At 44.1% G+C, this 19,452-nt stretch carries 12 protein-coding genes; 3 read left to right on the forward strand and 9 right to left on the reverse strand.

Annotated features, from left to right (window positions below; genetic code table 11):
* Window positions 1–336: 336 nt before the first annotated feature.
* Window positions 337–1,308 (reverse strand): CobW family GTP-binding protein, encoded by a 972-nt coding sequence (locus OCV27_RS18800; RefSeq protein WP_125323266.1) that lies wholly within the window; start codon window positions 1,306–1,308, stop codon window positions 337–339.
* Window positions 1,309–1,353: 45 nt separating this feature from the next.
* The gene (ylqF, locus tag OCV27_RS18805; RefSeq protein WP_125323265.1) at window positions 1,354–2,298 is read right to left on the reverse strand and encodes a ribosome biogenesis GTPase YlqF; all 945 of its coding nucleotides are present in this window, start codon (window positions 2,296–2,298) and stop codon (window positions 1,354–1,356) included.
* 307 nt (window positions 2,299–2,605) lie between these two features.
* On the opposite strand from ylqF, the gene OCV27_RS18810 reads away from it, so the two are divergent.
* Window positions 2,606–4,168: a methyl-accepting chemotaxis protein gene (locus OCV27_RS18810; protein ID WP_125323264.1), complete on the forward strand. Its 1,563-nt coding sequence runs from the start codon at window positions 2,606–2,608 to the stop codon at window positions 4,166–4,168.
* Between the two features lie 34 nt (window positions 4,169–4,202).
* On the opposite strand, the gene add is transcribed toward OCV27_RS18810, so the two are convergent.
* From add to tal, 3 genes are all read right to left on the reverse strand, one after another.
* Window positions 4,203–5,201: an adenosine deaminase gene (gene add / locus OCV27_RS18815; protein WP_125323263.1), complete on the reverse strand. Its 999-nt coding sequence runs from the start codon at window positions 5,199–5,201 to the stop codon at window positions 4,203–4,205.
* Window positions 5,202–5,327: 126 nt separating this feature from the next.
* Window positions 5,328–7,319 (reverse strand): transketolase, encoded by a 1,992-nt coding sequence (tkt, locus tag OCV27_RS18820; RefSeq protein WP_337969443.1) that lies wholly within the window; start codon window positions 7,317–7,319, stop codon window positions 5,328–5,330.
* A gap of 80 nt (window positions 7,320–7,399) precedes the next feature.
* Window positions 7,400–8,350: a transaldolase gene (tal, locus tag OCV27_RS18825; protein WP_125321746.1), complete on the reverse strand. Its 951-nt coding sequence runs from the start codon at window positions 8,348–8,350 to the stop codon at window positions 7,400–7,402.
* A 463-nt stretch (window positions 8,351–8,813) separates the two neighbouring features.
* Between tal and OCV27_RS18830 the strand changes: the two genes are divergently transcribed.
* Window positions 8,814–9,794, forward strand: coding sequence for a sugar-binding transcriptional regulator (locus OCV27_RS18830; protein WP_125321744.1), 981 nt, complete (start codon window positions 8,814–8,816; stop codon window positions 9,792–9,794).
* Window positions 9,795–10,109: 315 nt separating this feature from the next.
* A complete protein-coding gene (locus tag OCV27_RS18835) occupies window positions 10,110–13,493 on the forward strand; it encodes a hypothetical protein (protein ID WP_185759795.1) in 3,384 nt (1,127 codons plus the stop codon).
* 216 nt (window positions 13,494–13,709) lie between these two features.
* On the opposite strand, the gene OCV27_RS18840 is transcribed toward OCV27_RS18835, so the two are convergent.
* The 4 genes from OCV27_RS18840 to OCV27_RS18855 all read right to left on the reverse strand — a co-directional run bounded on the left by OCV27_RS18840 (window position 13,710) and on the right by OCV27_RS18855 (window position 19,194).
* Window positions 13,710–14,555 (reverse strand): hypothetical protein, encoded by an 846-nt coding sequence (locus tag OCV27_RS18840; protein WP_337969444.1) that lies wholly within the window; start codon window positions 14,553–14,555, stop codon window positions 13,710–13,712.
* Between the two features lie 9 nt (window positions 14,556–14,564).
* Window positions 14,565–15,887, reverse strand: a complete 1,323-nt coding sequence (locus OCV27_RS18845; RefSeq protein ID WP_337969445.1) for a hypothetical protein — start codon at window positions 15,885–15,887, stop codon at window positions 14,565–14,567.
* Window positions 15,887–18,202: a type VI secretion system Vgr family protein gene (locus OCV27_RS18850; protein ID WP_337969446.1), complete on the reverse strand. Its 2,316-nt coding sequence runs from the start codon at window positions 18,200–18,202 to the stop codon at window positions 15,887–15,889. The genes OCV27_RS18845 and OCV27_RS18850 overlap by 1 nt, the downstream gene beginning before the upstream one ends.
* Before the next feature lie 437 nt (window positions 18,203–18,639).
* Entirely contained in the window at window positions 18,640–19,194 is a 555-nt protein-coding gene (locus OCV27_RS18855) for a hypothetical protein (RefSeq protein ID WP_245986797.1), read from the reverse strand.
* Window positions 19,195–19,452: the final 258 nt, after the last annotated feature.

Genomic DNA, 19,452 nt, shown 5'->3' on the forward strand with positions numbered 1-19,452 from the left:
TGGAGAAGTGATATCTTTATCTGTCAAAAATGAAATATTGAATTTCAAATTTGAATAGCAGAGAGATGTGAGATTAAGTGTATATCTTTGGTAGAGAATCACGTTTACCAACTTGCAATTTAGCCGATTTGAGCCAAACTTTGAGTGTAAGGTAACCTGAACTGTTCGTATAGAGAATGTTTACCTTACTTACAATATGGAAGGATTTACTTAAATATTTGGAATCCTCGCAATTTGATCAGAATGTCGTATGTAAGACACTGATTCGCAAGCTCACGATTGAGCAGCGGGGGACAAGGCGCACTGATCGTTGTGCGCCTTTTGTTGTTTATAGGTTTAAGAAAGACCGCCAAGCTGTTGAAGAATTTTATCCAGTTGCTCCCAATGAAGCTTTTGGCTATCGATGATTTCTATTCGACTGTCACCAGTTGAAATAGATGCTTTGGTAATTGAGACGACTCCAGATGATATATTCAGCGTCATATAGCCTTTGTCTGTTTTCATTACCCCTTTAATTCGTTCAGCGGACAGCTCAGACAACATTGAGAATAACTGTTCAAAACAAAACTCTACCTGACTGCTAAATAACCAACCACAGCTATAATAGCCTTGTCCGCTGTTTTCTCGGCGCAGTGAATGTTGCCCCGATTTTAAGGCTAATGACGGAGTAGCATGATGATGATGCGCATGCTCAGTATGGGTATCACTTGGCTGAATTCGCCTGATATTATCAAGGATTTCACTCTGGAATTTACTCTGTTTAACCAGTTGCCAGTAAGTTTTGGAAGGTTTTTGCACCGTTATCCATGCATTAAATGTATCAATATCACTAGAAAGACATAGATCAGTTTTATTTCCTATTACGATGTCAGCAATTTTAAGTTGTTCAACAAAGTTGTCGTTACTGAGGTACTTAGAGTCGGAAAGATTTCGTGGGTCGACCATGGCAATTGTTGCTCTAAGATCAATATGATCTTTGAACTGATCTGACATCAGCGTAGCAAGAATCTTATCTGCATGCCCGAGTCCCGTAGGCTCGATAATTAACCGATCTGGCTTACTGCGTAGTAGCGAGCTGATGGCAACTGAAGTTGGAACCCCAGCAGCGCAGCACATACAACCTCCTGGAACCTGTTTAACTAGTGTTCCTTGTTCAGTCAATATGGCACCATCGATACCTATTTCGCCAAATTCATTGACCAGAACTGCCCAATTTTGATCTGCGGGTTTTTCTTTGAGCAGGTTAAGGATTGCTGTTGTCTTACCTGAGCCTAAAAAGCCAGTAATGATGTTTGTTGGAGTTTGCATGGCAACCGCTTAATATTCCAATTTCAAATGAGTTTCAGATTTGTATTAGCGCTTATTTTTCAGATAACGTTTACGACGTTCTTCTTTTTTCTGTATTTTAAGCTCGGCTTTACGAACGGCTTCTATTTCAACCTCGACCAACTCTTTGGTGATCATTTCAGGACGTTCAAGAGTAATTTGCCCTAGGGTTCCGCTGCGCAGCTCATGGAGTAAAATTTCTGAGCACTTGTGTAGGTCGACCCGACCACCCGATCGTAAAGCGCCGCGTTTACGACCAATTTCTTCCATCAATTCGATGTCACTTTGTGGCAATTCATCAAGTTGATAGCGCTCCTTTAAACGATCTGGATATGCTTGGGCTAGATATTCTACGGTGTAAAAAGCCACTTCTTCATATTCCATCGCGGTATCTTTGACGGCGCCTGTTGCTGCCAGCCGAAATCCACTGTGGGGGTTTTCAACTTTTGGCCATAGAATGCCAGGAGTATCGGAGAGTACAATACCATTTTGAAGGTTAATTCGTTGCTGGCGACGGGTTACTGCGGGCTGATTACCGGTTACCGCGATAGTGCGACCTGCAAGAGAATTGATGATTGTAGATTTTCCGACATTGGGTATGCCCATGATCATAGTGCGAATATTTTTGCCGATTTCTTCACGATGCGGAGCAAGTTTACGGCAAAGCTCGAGGATTTTATGCACTTCTTGCGGGATAGATGTCGTAATGGCCATTGCTTTGACATTTTGTTCTTTCTCGAAGTGCTCAATCCATAATTGAGTTAACTCTGGATCAGCAAGATCTCGCTTGTTCAGAACTTTTACCACGGGTTTTCCAGAGCGAATTTCAGAAATCATCGGATTTTCACTACTAAATGGAATGCGCGCATCCAACACTTCGATAATGACATCAATTTGTGGAATGGCTTCTTCGATCTCTTTTCGGGCTTTATGCATATGCCCCGGGAACCATTGGATTGTGTTGTTAACCATATGAATATTTTGCCTTTAACTTTATTACATGCTTTACAGGTAGGTCATTGCGTTGAGAGTTGTCACGCATCTGGCAGTCAAACTGCTGTAAAGCACAGAGCTACGATTAATCTTAACATTGAGTTTGATATTCTCATAACTTAGGTTGTCACTTTCACAGTAAAGTGACAGTGACTTTAATCCTCCGATTAACGTCAAAAGTTACCACTATTAAAAAGTGTTAAATGAAACTGATTTAATACTTTGCCATGCTCAAATTTGTTGTTTATATTGCGTTTCTCATATGGATAATTCAAAGAATAGCGTTATGACAGCAAGCAATGCACCTTCGGACCATGAAACCTTATTAGAAACTAACGAACAGTTAGTTTCCACAACCGACTTAAACGGTGTTATTACATACAGTAACGAAGCATTTTGCCGTATTGCAGAATTTAGCCACGATGAGCTCGTTGGGCAAAACCACAATCTTGTTCGTCATACCTCTATGCCGAAAGCAGCGTTTGCTGATATGTGGTCCCATTTAAAAAAAGGGCAAGCTTGGAGAGGGATAGTTAAAAACCGCACCAAGTCAGGTGGTTTTTATTGGGTTGATGCGTACGTGACCCCAATTTACGAACATGGCCAAATCATTGGGTATCAATCTGTTCGTGTTAAACCAAAGAGAGAATGGGTTAATGTTGCTGACAAAGCATATAAGAAGCTGCGCAAAGCAGAAATGTCTGGAAGAGGTTGGTCAATACCCCGTTTTGATGCAGTACGTTATGCGATTTTGTTAGGCTCACTTTTAGCACCGCTACTATCAAATATACTTACTATTCAAGGCGCTCTTAGTTGGGTTTTACACTTACTACCAATCGTTGCCATTTTGATGTTTAAACAAGAGCTGCTCGACACTCCCAAGCAGCTAAAATATTTAAAGTCTGATTACGACAGTATCAGTCGTCTTATCTATTCTGGCCAAAGCCAGTTTTCTATTGCTGATTTTCATATCAAAATGCTTTCAGCTCGCATTCGCACGGTTTTGGGGCGCATGACAGATTCAGCAAAACCGCTCCAGAATCTATCGGATAGCCTGAGTGCAACTACCCACGAAGTTTCAGAGGCTCTTGAGCAGCAAACACGTGATATCCGCCAAGTGCGTGAAGCATCTGAAGAAGTTGAATTGACCGCTAATGAGGTCTCTACCAGTACTCATGAGGCTCATGAGCTAATTGATGATACCCTCAATACTTGTTTGTTGGCCAAAGAGACCATTGATAGAACTCATGCTAATCTTGAGCAATTGAGTCTTCAAGCTGAAAAGGCGACGCAAGCAACCTTCCAACTCAGTGAGCAGGCACAAAACGTCAGCAAAATGATGGAAGAAATAGGGGGAATAGCTGAGCAGACAAATTTACTGGCGTTGAATGCAGCCATTGAAGCGGCACGAGCGGGTGAGCAGGGAAGAGGATTTGCTGTTGTCTCTGACGAGGTTCGTGCTCTCTCAGGCCGGACTGCCAATGCAACATTGCAAATTAAAGACAGTATTGGAACCATGCTGGCAACCATTGAAACATGGCAGCAAGACATTATTGAAAATCGTGAGCAAACTAATATTTGCGGCGAGGTGGCTCAAGAGAGTGCAAAACGTTTGTCAGATGTTGAGAGCATGATGCATTCAATGAACCAACTGATGACAGTAGTAGAAGATGCCTCGATGAAACAGCGGCGACTCTCTGGTGATGTTAATCAACACATTCAATCCATTACTCTCGCTGCGGAGAAAAACCTTACCGCAACCCACTCTGTAAACCAGCATTCACAGGATCTGCGTAATCAGGTCAATGAATTCTATCAACTTGCTCATCGTTTTGAAGAAAAGCAGTAGCCGAACGTTACGGGCACTGCTTTAAGAGGCAGCGCTACGCAGGTATGAAGCTGCGTAGGTGCTGTTTGACTTGCTCTGAAGTAAATGCTGCCTCAACACTGTATGAATAAATCGCAAAGTAGTCGTCAAGTGTTAAAGCAAACTCTTGCATCACTTTCTCTACTTCATTAGTCATAGTTGTGTTTGATACTGTGCGGTTATCTGTATTGATTGTAATGGCTATCTCATCTTTTAAAAATACTTTAGCTGGGTGCTGAGCTAAAGCAGCAACAGCTTTAGTTTGTACATTACTGCTTGGGCAAGTCTCTAACGTTACCTGCTGGTCTTTAACCATGTCATAAGCATCTTGGTGCCCCGTGATATGAATGCCATGACCAATGCGTTGTGCGCCTAGTAAGGTGATCGCATCAAACACATTTTGCCCAACGCCTTGTTCCCCTGCATGAATGGTGACGTGGTAACCTTTTTCTTTAGCATATTTAGCATAAGGTACAAATTCACTACAAAAGCCCGCCATTTCACCACCTGCGAGGTCAAAGGCCGCAATACCATTGCCCAAATATTGATGACCGACATCCAATACTTCTTTGATCCGATCTTTAGGCGCATGACGAAGAATTGAAAGGATATAATTTCCGTTGATATCGTAAAGTGACTCTGCCCGTTTCATCCCTTTGACGACACTTGCTAAAACGTCTTCAAGTGTTAATCCGCTTTCAAGGTGCAATAGGGGACCAAAACGAACTTCAAGGTATTTAACGTTTTCCTTGGCGGCATCTTCATAAAGTTCGAAAGAAATCCTCTCAAGCGATTCAGCGGTTTGCATAACCGACAGGGGTAAATCAAACCGCTTAAGGTATTCATCAAGGTTTTGGCAAGTTTCTGGGGCTATCATTAGCGCACGGATTTGCTCTATATCTTGAGTTGGGAGCGTAACGCCTTGCTGGTTAGCAAGCTCAAGGATAGTTTCTGGACGAACGCTGCCATCAAGGTGGCAGTGTAAATCAATTTTAGGAAGATCAATAAATTGCATCAGTCTTTACCTTTATTGAAAGGTTAAAAATAAAGTCATGGTAAGCAAGTGAAGTTAAACTTACATGCTCGTTTGGCTTATTTAAAAAAGCCCCGCATCGCGAGGCTTTGTTTAGTGCGAGAACAATTAATCTAGTAATTCTTTCGCTGTGTTAACGACATTTTCCGTGGTAAAGCCAAACATTTTGAATAGCTCACCCGCCGGTGCAGACTCACCGAAGGTGGTCATGCCGATAATGCGGCCGTCAAACCCTACGTACTTGTACCAGAAATCTGCAATACCGGCTTCGATGGCAACACGCGCTGTTACATCGGAGGGTAAAACGGCTTCGCGGTACGCGGCTTCTTGTCTATCAAAGGCATCGGTTGATGGCATGGATACAATGCGCACTTTTTTGCCTTCTGCTGTCAGCTCAGCCGCCGCGTTAACGGCTAACTCAACTTCAGAGCCTGTTGCAATCAGAATAAGCTCAGGCTGACCTTGGCAATCTTTAAGGATGTAACCACCTTTGGTAATGTTGGCAACTTGCTCTGTGGTGCGTTCTTGCTGCGCTAGGTTTTGGCGCGAGAAAATCAGGGCGGTCGGTGCATCTTTACGTTCAATCGCAAGTTTCCAAGCCACTGCCGATTCAACTTGATCGCATGGACGCCATGTATTCATATTTGGCGTCAAACGCAATGAAGCCATTTGCTCAACTGGTTGGTGCGTTGGGCCATCTTCACCCAGACCAATCGAATCATGGGTGTACACTTGAATGTTTTGGATCTTCATCAACGCCGCCATGCGCATGGCATTACGTGCGTATTCCATAAACATCAGGAAGGTTGCACCATAAGGCACAAAACCGCCATGAAGTGCAATACCATTCATGATCGCCGTCATACCAAACTCACGCACACCATAGTGAATGTAGTTACCAGATGCATCGTCAGCCGATACTGATTTTGAGCCAGACCACATGGTCAGGTTAGAAGGCGCTAAATCGGCAGAGCCACCCAAAAATTCTGGTAGCATTTGACCAAAGGCTTCAAGCGCATTTTGTGACGCTTTACGTGAAGCAATGTTGGCCGGGTTTGCTTGTAAATCGGCAATGATTTGGCTGGTTTTTTGTTCCCACTGGGCAGGCAGTTCGCCATTTATACGCCGCTTAAGCTCAGCCGCTTCTTTAGGAAATGCTGCTGCGTATGCGGCAAATTTGTCATTCCACGCCGCTTCTTTAGCCGCGCCAGCTTCTTTGGCATCCCACTGGGCATAGACGTCAGCAGGGATTTCGAATGGACCGTGCTGCCAACCGAGTTGTTTGCGAGTGGCGGCAATTTCATCTGCGCCAAGAGGGGCGCCATGACAATCGTGAGAGCCAGATTTGTTCGGAGAACCAAAGCCGATGATAGTCTTAGTACAAATCAATGTTGGGCGAGGATCCGATTTTGCTGCATGGATTGCTGCATTGATCGCCTCAGGATCGTGGCCATCTACAGCCGCAATGACATGCCAACCGTAAGATTCAAAACGTTTCGGCGTATCATCAGAGAACCAACCTTCAACATGCCCATCGATTGAAATGCCGTTGTCATCCCAAAAGGCGATCAACTTGCCAAGGCCTAGTGTGCCAGCCAAAGAACACGCTTCGTGCGAAATCCCTTCCATCAGACAACCGTCACCCATAAAGGCATAAGTGAAGTGATCGACAATGTCATGATTTGGCTTATTAAACTGCGCCGCGAGGGTCTTTTCAGCCAGCGCCATACCAACAGCATTGGTAATGCCTTGGCCTAGAGGGCCAGTGGTCGTTTCAATACCTGGCGCATAACCATATTCAGGGTGGCCTGGCGTTTTAGAGTGAAGCTGACGAAAATTTTTCAGCTCATCAATTGACAGCTCATAACCGGAAAGGTGCAGTAGAGAGTAAATCAGCATTGAGCCATGACCATTAGACAACACAAAACGGTCACGGTCAGCCCATTCAGGATTAGCCGGGTTGTGGTTAAGGTGAGAGCGCCAAAGAACTTCAGCGATGTCAGCCATCCCCATAGGGGCGCCTGGGTGACCAGAATTGGCTTGTTGTACGCTGTCCATACTAAGAGCACGGATAGCATTAGCTAGGTGTTTACGATCCATAATGAATACCAAATATTATGTCTATCAAAAAAAGGAAAAATAACAGGGAAGAGGATGTCTTCCCTATTGATAATTTGAGATTAAAGTTTTGCTTCAATCATGGCTTCAAGTTTACCTTGGTCAACGGCGAAATTACGGATCCCTTCAGCCAGCTTCTCAACCGCCATTGCATCTAGATTATGCTCCCAAAGGAAATCTGCATGAGTCATGGCTTCTGGGCGAGGTTTGGAACCTTTTGAATCAACCAGTTTTTCAGCTACGTGACCTTCAGCAGCTTCAAGTTCGGCGAGCAGAGCAGGTGCAATAGTCAGGCGGTCGCAGCCTGCTAACTCAAGGATCTCACCAATATTACGGAAGCTTGCGCCCATAACGACAGTATTGTAATTATAGTCTTTGTAGTAGTCATATATCTTAGCAACAGAAAGTACACCTGGGTCTTCATTTGGTGCAAAATCGCGACCTTCTTTTGCTTTGTACCAATCCATAATACGGCCAACGAATGGAGAGATGAGGAATACGCCGGCTTCAGCACAAGCACGAGCTTGAGCAAATGAAAATAGGAGAGTTAGGTTACAATTGATCCCTTCTTTTTCCAAAATTTCGGCAGCGCGAATACCTTCCCATGTTGAAGCCAATTTGATAAGAATGCGATCGTTAGTAATATCGGCATCGTTGTACATTTTCACCAGTTGACGCGCTTTAGTAACACTGCATTGAGTATCATAAGAAAGACGCGCATCGACCTCAGTAGAAATACGGCCCGGAATCGTTTTTAGGATCTCTTTACCTATGTTGACCGCCAGCATGTCACAAGTATCTTGAACTTGTTGCGTTTTGTCGCTGCTTTGCGATTTTGCATAGTCAATTGAAGCGTTGATAAGAGGAGCGTATTCTTCGATTTGAGCGGCTTTAAGAATCAGAGAAGGGTTGGTTGTGGCATCTTCTGGTTGGTATTTCTTAATCGCGTCTATTTCACCAGTGTCTGCTACGACGGTCGTTAGTTTACGAAGTTGCTCTAATTTATTGCTCATCTCGATCATCCTATATAATGGGCTCTCACACTAAAAAGTTAATGTGATTAGTACTGTTTCAAGCAAGTTAGCCAGCAATATTACCTATCTAGGTTTATTTAACCAGCCAACTATTCTCAATAATGTGGTTCTCAATTATGTAGTGATAGAGCATATGTCATGAACATTTGCTCTTTCATTGAGTAAATGATGGGTTCATATTTATCTCTTCGAGGTAGAATGTCAATCGATAATTGACCCTCTTAGAGATGTTTTTACGCTATTCTTTTTCGCTACAAAATGAGGCGTACAAATCAAACGTTTGCTATCGTCTGGCGGGGATTCAAACATGAATTGGTAGTGATGAGTAGGTGCTGAGAATTTGTCATGGCAGTGAGCAAATGTTGCATTATCTTGATAGGCTGACATATGCTACGTCTCTGAGCACATGTTTTGTGTATTTCCTTATAAAGGAGCCTATAAAATGAGTAAGCCACCCTATGATATGTCGGACGATAGTGCGGATCTTCTGACTGAAATTTCTGTTGCATACTACCAAGATGGCGCGACCCAAGAAGAAATCTCAAAAAAGTTTGCTGTATCACGTGCAAAGGTTGGCCGAATGCTCAAGCAAGCACGTGATGAGGGCATTGTCGAGATCACAGTGAAATACCACCCAGTATTTAGTGCCAAAATTGAGCAAAGATTGGTTGAACGATTTGGTGTTAACCGAGCTTTAGTAGCCCTTGATCAACCGAGTGAGCAGCAGCAACGTTTACAAGTAGCTGGTTTGGTCTCCAAGTTTATGGCAAGTTCGATTCAAAATGGCTCAGTTGTGACTGTGGGTCAGGGTAGGAATGTATCAGCAGTGGCTCATCATATTGGAGTAATCCCACAGAGGGACGTTAAGTTTGTCTGCGGGATTGGTGGCATTCACCCCAGAGGCGGAATGTTCAATGCAGATCATATCTGTCGCCAGTTCGCTAAAACCTATGGTGGAACGTCGGAGACGCTTTATGCGCCTGCCTATGCAGAGGACCCTGAACAAAAGCATGCTTTCATGCAAAATGCCACGGTAAAGCAGACGCTAGATCTTGCACGTAAAGCCGATGTGGCTTTGGTCGGCATCGGCGATATGAGTGAAAACAGCTACATGGTCGATTTAGGTTGGTTTACCGCCGATGAAGTGGTGCAGTCAAGAATGAAACAAGGCGTCGTCGGAGATTTTGCAGGTTATGACTTTTTTGATATTCATGGTAAGTCAGCCAAAACCGTCATGAGCGATAGAGTCATTGGCCTTGGCATGGAAGAGTTTCGCCCGATTTCACAAGTGATAGCCATCGCCGCCGAAAACAGCAAACCCCTCGCCATGCTGGGCGCACTAAGAACAGGCGTGATTGATGTGATCGCCACCAGCGTCAGCAATGCATTGACTGTATTAAACCTTGATGAGCAAATGAAGTAGCGGCAGGGTGACGCTGTAACTTAGTAACTAGTTACGCAGTCACTTTTTGGGTGCTACATATTACGTGACTCGAGTACAGATTTGGCGAGTGAAACGTTTCCAAACTCTAAACAGGCTGTAATACCAAAAACTAACTTTCGCCACTAAGACTGCTGCTTCAAGTCATAAGTAAAACCCCACCGCATAGCTTGCTGGCCGATAGAAGGCCTTGGGTTGAACATACCTGACATCCCCTGTTTTATACGCTCTTATCCACGCCTGATTCGTTACCCTTAAAACCACTATTCAAATTATCATATTTAAGGGTTTATTTTTATGACATCCCAGACTAACCACCTTGGTTCTAGCGATGCCGACAGATATAAGAGAGAGTTGGAGAGGCTGATCGACATAAAAGATCAGCTATTCATCAAGCTGACATACTATCATGGCGGAAACCGGCGTCATGGGCGAGATATCCAGAGACTGGTCGGCGAGCACGATCAGGCCGTCAGATCTTTCCAATCCTTTAGCACAGATTCAGGTTCTTCCGCGTCAACGACACTCCCTACTTTACCTGCTGTGCCAAATATGGACGAACCTGTGCCCGATGTGCTCGGGCCCGCCGTCAGCCGTATCGATTCTACACTCAAGCCACATATTCGCTTTACCCGGGAGGAACGGCTCTCCCATGCAAAGATGGATCTAGACAATATCCCCGCCAATACTCTTGATGACATCTATGATGTCACCTTCAGATATGTGAACCGATTTAGGCCAGGCGAAGGGGAAAGAGTCAAGGCGTTCCCCTTTACCCTGAGGAGTGTCCTACTGGGCGAATGCGACAGGTTGGAGAGAGCCGCTGTGTTCCAGAGCCTGAGCATTACCAGCGTAAACAGAAAAATGCCGCCACACGAAGACCCGAGATGGCAATCTGCCTACAACCCTGAGTTTCTCAACCGAAGACGGGCGATTTCTGACCAGGTTGAGTCTCAGCTATTAAGAGAGTTCAATCAATCAGTTGCCCAGATGAAGGCGACGCCAGAGTTCATGAACAACTATAAAGCATACTGCCATGGTAGGCTATTTGAAGGGCTGACGGCAGGTGACCTGAGTAATGCATTCAAACCGATAGGCAATGTGCGTAACTTAACTTTCAGTAAACTTCATATCCGGGAAACTTTTGCGCTTGCGTGGCTGGCAGGTATTTTTGAACCTAAGATGCTGCGTCTGAAAGTGGGGATGGAAGTCCCAGATTTACTGGTTGTCGGTACAGAGGAAACCATGGTTGGTGTCTCCATGCTCACTGGGCATTGCGAGGTATTAATGTACAGCCAGCTGAGAGGCTCGGTCAGTGACTGGCTGTGCGGAGCGCCGGAATGGGTGATCAGGCATTTCTCTAAGTTTGAACAGGACATCATCCGTAAGACAGATACCGCCTACATCACTATGCAGCCAAGGGGAGCCAGCGAGTTCAGTCAGGGCTTATATGAACACCTTCTGGATGTAGGCCTCAATAAAATCAGACTCAACCTCGACAGCGCTGTGTTTACCACCGAGGAGGAAAAAGCCGAATACGATCACCAGATGGGTTCTTCCGTGATCCAGCTTGTCACCACACTTTCTTCCGTGGTGTCTTTCTGTGCACCAGGGGTGATGGGAACCTTGGTCGGTCTGGCTGTCGGGCTGGCCTCCGACATCGCCCAAATAGTACTGGATGATAATCTCGCTAGGACCACCGATCAGGGTGATGTTTATATGCGAGCCAAAAAGAGTGCGGCGATGGGGCGATTCCTTATCGGGCTCAATGCCATTGATTTGTTTGACTTAGGCGGAATGGCGAACAAGGGACTTTTCCGCAGATTAAGAGTCGTCAGAAATCATTTCCTCACCAACAGCCCAAAACCCGGCAGGACTCCTTTGGTTAGGCCCATACAGGGAGGGGATAATCCCTTGAATCCCAAGCCATCAGGTGGTCAGGTGCTGACTTCTAGCAGACCAAAACCCAGCCAGCGGCCAAGACCTAATCTACCAACAGAAGGTAGCCGCCCCTCACCGGGTATTGATCATGAGGTTATGGTCAAGAAGACACTTGCCGATGAGGGACTGGACCCATTCGAGGGTATGGACGCAGCGGAGACGGTAACTCCGGTTGTCCAAGGCAATACAGTGGCGCCAGTTAGTGCGCAGGCATCCGGGGGCTTTGTTCCGTATGTTAAGCCCGGAGGTGACAAGTACATCTATTTCCCCCACATGGACAAAGAAAGGGTGTTTGACAGATTGATATCTCTGCTCGAATCGAGAAAGGCAAAAGGAAAGTCGAAATATACTCCAGTATTTAAAGACAAGGATCAGGCTGATTCATTCAAACAGATACTTGGGACTAAATATGGCCCCGATCATCCCGATTTCGGTTATCTTCATAAAGAAAACACGACGTCTCTTGCACATTTGACTGATAAGAACACGCTCTATATAAGCGGACATTCTCGTCCTGGTGATACAAAGCTCTATGCAAAGCAGGAAGGCGTTGGAGTGGTACCGCCAATCACTTCTGAAGAGTTGGCACAACAAATCGTTGATATGAAGCTTCCACCTAATACGACGGTTAAGGTCGCTTCATGCAACAGTGCTGTAGGAAACTCCAACGGAATCCCGATACCGAAGGAGTATATGCCTATTCGTGGAACTCCAAAATACAAGAAAATCTACCCCTATGTTACAGACCCCAACAATATGGGGCCATTCGAAGCGTCATTGGCTGGTGACTTTGAAACCCAGTTGGTGGCAAAGGATCCTTTGAGGAAACCCGGTATTGTATATGGCACATTGGGTTTCCACGTATTGTTCTCAAGATCGGGGGATATGGCTCGATTTGATAAGAAAGCGGGTCGCATAGTGGGTGCCGATTTCAATCACGCCCGTGCTAAGTTTAGTAGTGAATCCAATAAGTATAACTATGTAGATTTCAGAAAGAGTGACATGAAACGGGGCAGGTTTTACGACCCTAACCCAGTACGGGGGAGAAACGGACTACCAGCAGCGGCTTCTGGCCCAGCTCCTGCTCCCGCAGTATCTGCACCACAAGTTGACTCAGTCGTGAGCACGGTCGCGGATATTGATGCACCACACTCGATAGTGCAAGTCGGTGGGGAGACTCAAAGCAACAAACTCTTTATTGCCTCACATAGTGATGCAGGTTCGCTTAACCAAGTAAGGCAGGCCGTATCGGAAAGTGGCGCAGCTTCTGAATCTGTCGATGTATTATCATTCAGTCAGGGGCCTGGCCTGAATGTCGATCAGATTGTAAAGAGTATGGATATTGGAGGACTGCGGCAGTATAACCATGTTTATGGCTACTTTGACACTCATGGCACCTCGCCTGCTTCGTTTATTAGAATCATCAGGCATTCACAGGATGAAGAAGGTGAACAGAGGTATGCCATCACTGTAGATGAGCTCATGATAGGGCTGACGCAAGACACAGCATCTCTGCACCCAGATGAACCAGCTTATGGAAAGATGGAAAATCCTAGAACAAGTTGGGGAGAAGAAACTCAAGTAGGGCAGATTCATGTCTACCACAATCCGAAGACCGGAACCACTGACTACTTTGAAGCTCAATTTAACGGCAGGGCGACAGAGCAAAACAGGTATTACTTCCCACAAGATCGAACCAGTAATCAGTATTGGAAGTATATGGGCGGGGAGGAAAACTAACGGTAATGACAACTAGATGGGATCTCGATGTCTAGCGATTTCAAAGTATCCCAGACTTCGATTTCTGATGATGAACAGATGAAGTAGCTGTCATGTGATGGCGTAAACAAATATGTAGTTACGCCATCACTGTTTCAAACGAGCAGCTTCAGGTATAGGTTTGGCTAGTGAAACCATTTCAAATTGGCTTTAGTTGTTATGGCAGAAAGTCGATGTTTATCCATTATGATTAGAGCCTGACTCTGCCATTATCTCTTTAATCTTCTTATACGATTTCTTTTTGGAGTTGAAGATTATTACATGTTCACCATACTCTTTATCTATGTTTGCGACCAACTTACGCCATTCGGATAGGTATGTCATTGTAGAGTAAATCAATATGCCAAATGTAAATAAAACGGGTATACCAAGACTGAAAAATAGCACCGCATGAACGCTTATATCAGGGTCAAGTACATCTGACCGCTTAAGCATCTCCGCAATCCCCATTCCAATACCAGCACCGCCAGTGCCGATAAGCAAAGCTAAAATAGAGATAAAATTTCGAAACTTTACTAATGGTGCCCTAAGCAAAGGCATTCTTTTTAGCGTTAAAACTCCGAAAAGGTCAATCTTTCTTATCTCTATTTCGTTGTTTCTAATTTTGACATATTTACTGTTATTAAATAATACTGCTTTATCACTAAATAGTAATCCAGTTAATATTCCCAGTATAAATAACACTATCAAAAATATAAACATATATAATATGGGGTCAAAGACTTTTTTTGAATGAACTATTACTGAGCTTAGTATGAACATTGTTAGGCCAATGATACAGTAACCCATGACTATTGCCTGAGAGGCGACTCTTCTTCTTAGAAACTCTATCCCAAAACGAGTGTAAAGGAAACTTTGAAAAAATATCAGACTCAAAAATGCTAGCCAGCAGAAAACAGTAGCATAATATTGCGAATCGAAAAAAGCATATGTAATTTGAACTAACGCCATCATTACAGAAATAATGGTTATATCTGACCTTTTAGATTTAGGGTTATAATTATCATCTGAATAAATCTCCATATTTGCCTCTTAAAAACCAAAATAACCTGAGTTTTTCATAGCTCCTGTACCTATATAGCTATCTACCTGAGCATTATTTTTTTCTATTTCTTTATTTATCATTTCTTCTATTGTGAGGTTGGGGAATGCATTTTTTAGAAACGATTTAACATCGTCTTTGATGCCATAGTTTGTATCAACAGTATCAATAAACCAACCAGCCGCAAACGACAGGCCAGCTATACTGAGAAATACAACGGTACCAGTTAATGTTAAAGAGAAAAAGGATATAATAACCGCTAGAAACAAGACTGCTGATGTTCCTGCTAATAACAGCTTTGCTATTGTGATTCCAATCGCACCGAGAAGCTCAGCAATATTCTGTTCACCAATATCTTTTTTAAAGAACTCATAAACATCAAATGATGTCACAAAAAGAAAAGATATGACGTTTGTCCCCTTAAGCGGATTAGCAATATTTAAAGCAGATTTTAATTTGCTCATACCAGCTTTTTCCACAACCTGAAGCATGGGACTAAGCATTTTCATTTTATCGCCATGAATGCCGTAATTGATACTGGTTAAGAAGGTTCTGCTGGTGCGATCGCCTTTAAACACAATCCCGAGTTGATTACCCCACTGCGACATTTTTCGTACTGTGAACCTACTTTGAACAATAAATTCTTTCAGGTATCCCTTTGCCGCTTCTATTCCGTATTTGGCTTTGTAATAGGCGTAAGCTTGTCCATGTTCTGTCGTTTGCACCATGACTGTAGCCATGGCATTTTGGTCGCGGTTACTGTTTTGCAGATGTTCGTAGAATTCCAGCAAGGAATTTTCTGCTAGCGTATCAAACAGAGCAGAAATAACCGATTCGTCCATATCATCAATGTTATAGACCTCGCCAATAGGATTTGGGAGAAGCATTAAGCTGTCACTGGCTTTGAGAATGCCAAGCACTTCATTGCCGTTGTCCCTAGGTCTAATCAGCGACTTTCCTTGCATAGGAGCAATAGGGCACGTCATTATCGCGGCTCTTAAATCGCCGGGGGCTGTGATGGCTTCTGTTGGGATGCGATCCAATAAGGTGTAATTTTGGCCGTTTAAATACAGCTCTAAGGAGTTGCAGGTTTCGTCAACCGTATTGGGGATCAAGGTTGCCCTTGGCGTAAATTCTTTAGGCAGAGAAGGGCTTTTTTTGCCATTGACCGCAAATTGAATATCAAGGTTTTGCCCGCTTTGATCGTCGGCCCAAAACATATTGCCCGCAGGGGCGTGCATCACAACTGGCTCTTTATCTTTGGCATCGGTGGTTTTTGAGCTACCGGCATGAATCCACATGTCGTCATTCATTATATTTCTCTCCAGTAAATATCAAACGAGGATTCTAAATCTTGGCTATTAATCAAGGATGTTTCCCCTTTGGTATTAGTCTTACCAATCACTTCTTTGCCGTCTTCAAACACGAGTTTGTACGCCTTGTTGGCATGAACCGCACCTGTGGTTTGGTCTTGCAATACAATACGCTGGTTGTAACGCATAAAGGATTCATAAGGCAGCGCGACATTAAGCCTTGCATTTCCTTTGTCTGGGTTTATTGCCACTTTTCCGCCGTTTATTGTCGTTTGAGCCGCACCATCAATGGTAATTGAAGAGCCGTAAAGCTTTATATTACCATTACTTTTTAGAATTAATCCTGCATAGCCAACTTGAACTTTGATTTCGTCTCCAGAAATAATCGTTGTGCCGCCATCGGCGCGAAAAGAGGTATTGCCTTGTACATCGACGTTCAAGTTACCGCCCACTTGCAGCGAGTCATCCACACCCATATTGGCTGATAATCCCTCTAAAACAGCAAGAGCAGCTTTACCGCCGATCTGCAAAGACATATCTTTACCAATTTTGGTTTGGCGGTTTTCATCAATCGATAGGTGTTGATCTTTTGCGACTTGTTTTTGCTCATTGGCGTTGTAAGTTACCGTTACGTCTTGGTCGACTTGCTCTTTAAAGGTTTGCTTTGTCTCTGAGGTTTTATGACCGTGGATGGTTTCTTTGCGGTCCGAGTGGACGTTATTTTCTTGATTTCGGCCTACTTTGAGCTCTTCATCATTACCTATATCTCGGTAACGGTTATTCAGCACCTTAGTTTTCATGTCCTTTTGAGCGCGAAAATGCACCATTTCTTGATCATTTTCATCTTCAAAATACATTTCGTTGTAACCGTCAGCTTTGTGGCTTTGGGTACGAAAGACGGTGCGTGTTTTGTGCTCGGGCAGCTCATAAGGTGGTTTGTGTAAACCGTTATACACGGCGCCTGTGATAAGTGGTCTGTCTGGGTCACCTTCTAAAAAGGTCACCACCACTTCATGACCAATGCGGGGCAGGTACACTGCGCCCCAATTAGGCGCGGCCATTGATTGGCTTACTCGCAGCCAGCATGAACTGTGCTCATCACTTTGGCCATAGCGGTCCCAGTGAAATTGAACCTTAATCCGCCCAAGTTCATCGGTGTAGATTTCTTCTCCCGTAGGACCAACCACCACGGCGGTTTGTGTGCCATCGACCACAGGTGAAGCCATTTTGGGGGCGCGAAAGGTGACATCTCGCGGCAAGCAGACAAACTGGTTTTGGTAGTTCGTTGGGGCATCTGAGCCTTCTTCTTCGTGCACGCGAGGGTTTTCACCAAGGTGCATGACCGAAAGCATTAGATAGTCACGGTTTATTGATGAGCGAGGGTGCTCGCTAATATCAAAGCTTAGCCCCGATGCCAAGCGCATAATATTGCTAGATGCCTGAATTTGGTGGCTATCTACTGCGTATTCAGACATCCATTCTTGGCTGCGCAGGCCGCCAAAATCAGGTGACGTATAGCGCCCTGGGTAATCAAAGCGTTTTAAATCTGTATTCACGCCATCTTGGGCGGTTTTGTTTTGCGGTATTTTCGGCGTGAGGTAGTTGTAATCGCTATAACTCACATCACTGGTGAGGGCGCGGTGTACCTGCTCCAAGTCGAAAATGTGCTCTTTATCTGAAACGCCGCCACCTTGAGACTGAAACAGCATAGGGCCAAGATAAGACGCATTAAGTGGCGTGCTGACAAGCTCAGGAATGGCATCATTGCTATCAACAATCACCATGGTATGAGCCGCGTCGCTGTGCTCAAAGTAAAACCACATGCCATGCTCTGCTAAAAGACGTTGTACAAAGTGGTGGTCATTTTCACGGTATTGTACAACGTAGTCTTTTGCTTGGTATTGAGCGGCTAGTTCAAAGCGGTAATCTCTCATCCCCGCGTCATCAAAAACATCACGAATAATGTCTGGTGCGGTTTTGTTTTGAAAGATGCGACAATCTTGTCGCTGGGTTAAAAACCAAAGCTGCGGCACCAGCGTGATATGGTAGCGAGAATAACGCCGCCCAGAGCCTAAATAGCTCAGTTCTGAAATAGTGCCATTAAACTGGCGAGCCGCCGCCGCGCCTTGGCCATACACACTCAGCACGGCAGTTTTTCTGCTCAGCGCATCAAAGGTAATACCATCATTTTCAGACAATACGGTGAGGCTCATTTCAAACGGGGTAGACAGGGCTTCCATTACCCGAAAACTTTCTACTTTGAACAACCCTAAAAACCCAGAGACCTCAAAGCTAAACTCAATATCATTCGCCATACAGCTTCACTCTTGTGACCACAGCAATCGCAGGTAATCAACCCACATTCATATTTAAATAGCTGAACTGTAACAAGTTATGTTGAAATCAGCACTTTTGTTAAAAAGCAAAAATGCTAGGCGTAGAGCTGCGCATTACTCGGAATGGCTAGTGTAATTGCATGTTAAGTTACTTAATAACAAAGTAGGACTAGTCAAAAGCACGGTTTTTATGATGGGTAGATAATTGTGGTTTTGTGATGGAGTTGGCAGTGTGGAGGTGGGGCGGCTTTGTATCTTTGTCGTGTTTTTGCCCCGAAACGTGTTGTGAGCCAAAGTGCGAACATAGATTTTCAGTTAACTTTGACATACAAAAAGAATGATTGTCAAAAGGCAAGGCGTGTTTTACACCTTAACAGGGCGCTAACCACAAACATAAGCATCCGTACCACAGCTGTTCAAGCTATTTCTAACCAGAACCTTTCGAGTTCCTTGATCTCGTCGTTTATTCTGTCATAGACTTTTTCGTAGTTACCATTGAAGAAGTACTCTTTACCAGAAGTTAAATCTAGGACTGAATATTCAAAACCACGGTCATTAATTGAGTCTTCCATTAACGCACAGATTATATTTGCTCTTTCCTGAGTCATTGTGTCGCTACTACTAAAGTGGAGCTTAACCAGGCGTGCTTGACCGTTTAAGACAACATGTAGCTCAGGGTTACAAGTGATGCTCGTTTGTGAAAAGTTGTAGTGTTCTCTTGGTGGATCAAAAGCCTTAATATTTTTACCAGATTGCCAGTCTTTAAAAGTATTGACGATCATTTCATATTTTTGCTTTTTGGTTCCTTCCTGACGGTTGCATATTGTGTAAAGGTGAGAAATATGTCGCTTTGCAATGAAAAGACGTTTAATCGAACTTCTCAACGGACCATAGTAGTCTCGAAAAGGTGCGTAAGGTTCGCGATTAGCGATGTTTTTTACCTTTGTTTGTTTTGGTTTTCTCGATGTCACATTATCTATTATGCCATTTGTTGCAATATAGCATTTATATTTTTGTGGTTATTTCATCCAGTTTCATCTAAAAATGCGATCTTCCATATGCGGTGCTTTGTTTTTATTACTGACACTATATATGGTGTTTGATGGCTGACAATCTGTTTAAGAGTGATTCGCAACATTTGGCATTTTTACTATGCGTAATAGTTCTTTTGGTGTTTGTCCTGAATTAGTCTTTCAATAGTGATTATCCAATTCCATGTCATCGATCAA

This window comes from Vibrio pectenicida (assembly GCA_024347015.1).
GTDB classification, from domain to species: domain Bacteria; phylum Pseudomonadota; class Gammaproteobacteria; order Enterobacterales; family Vibrionaceae; genus Vibrio; species Vibrio pectenicida.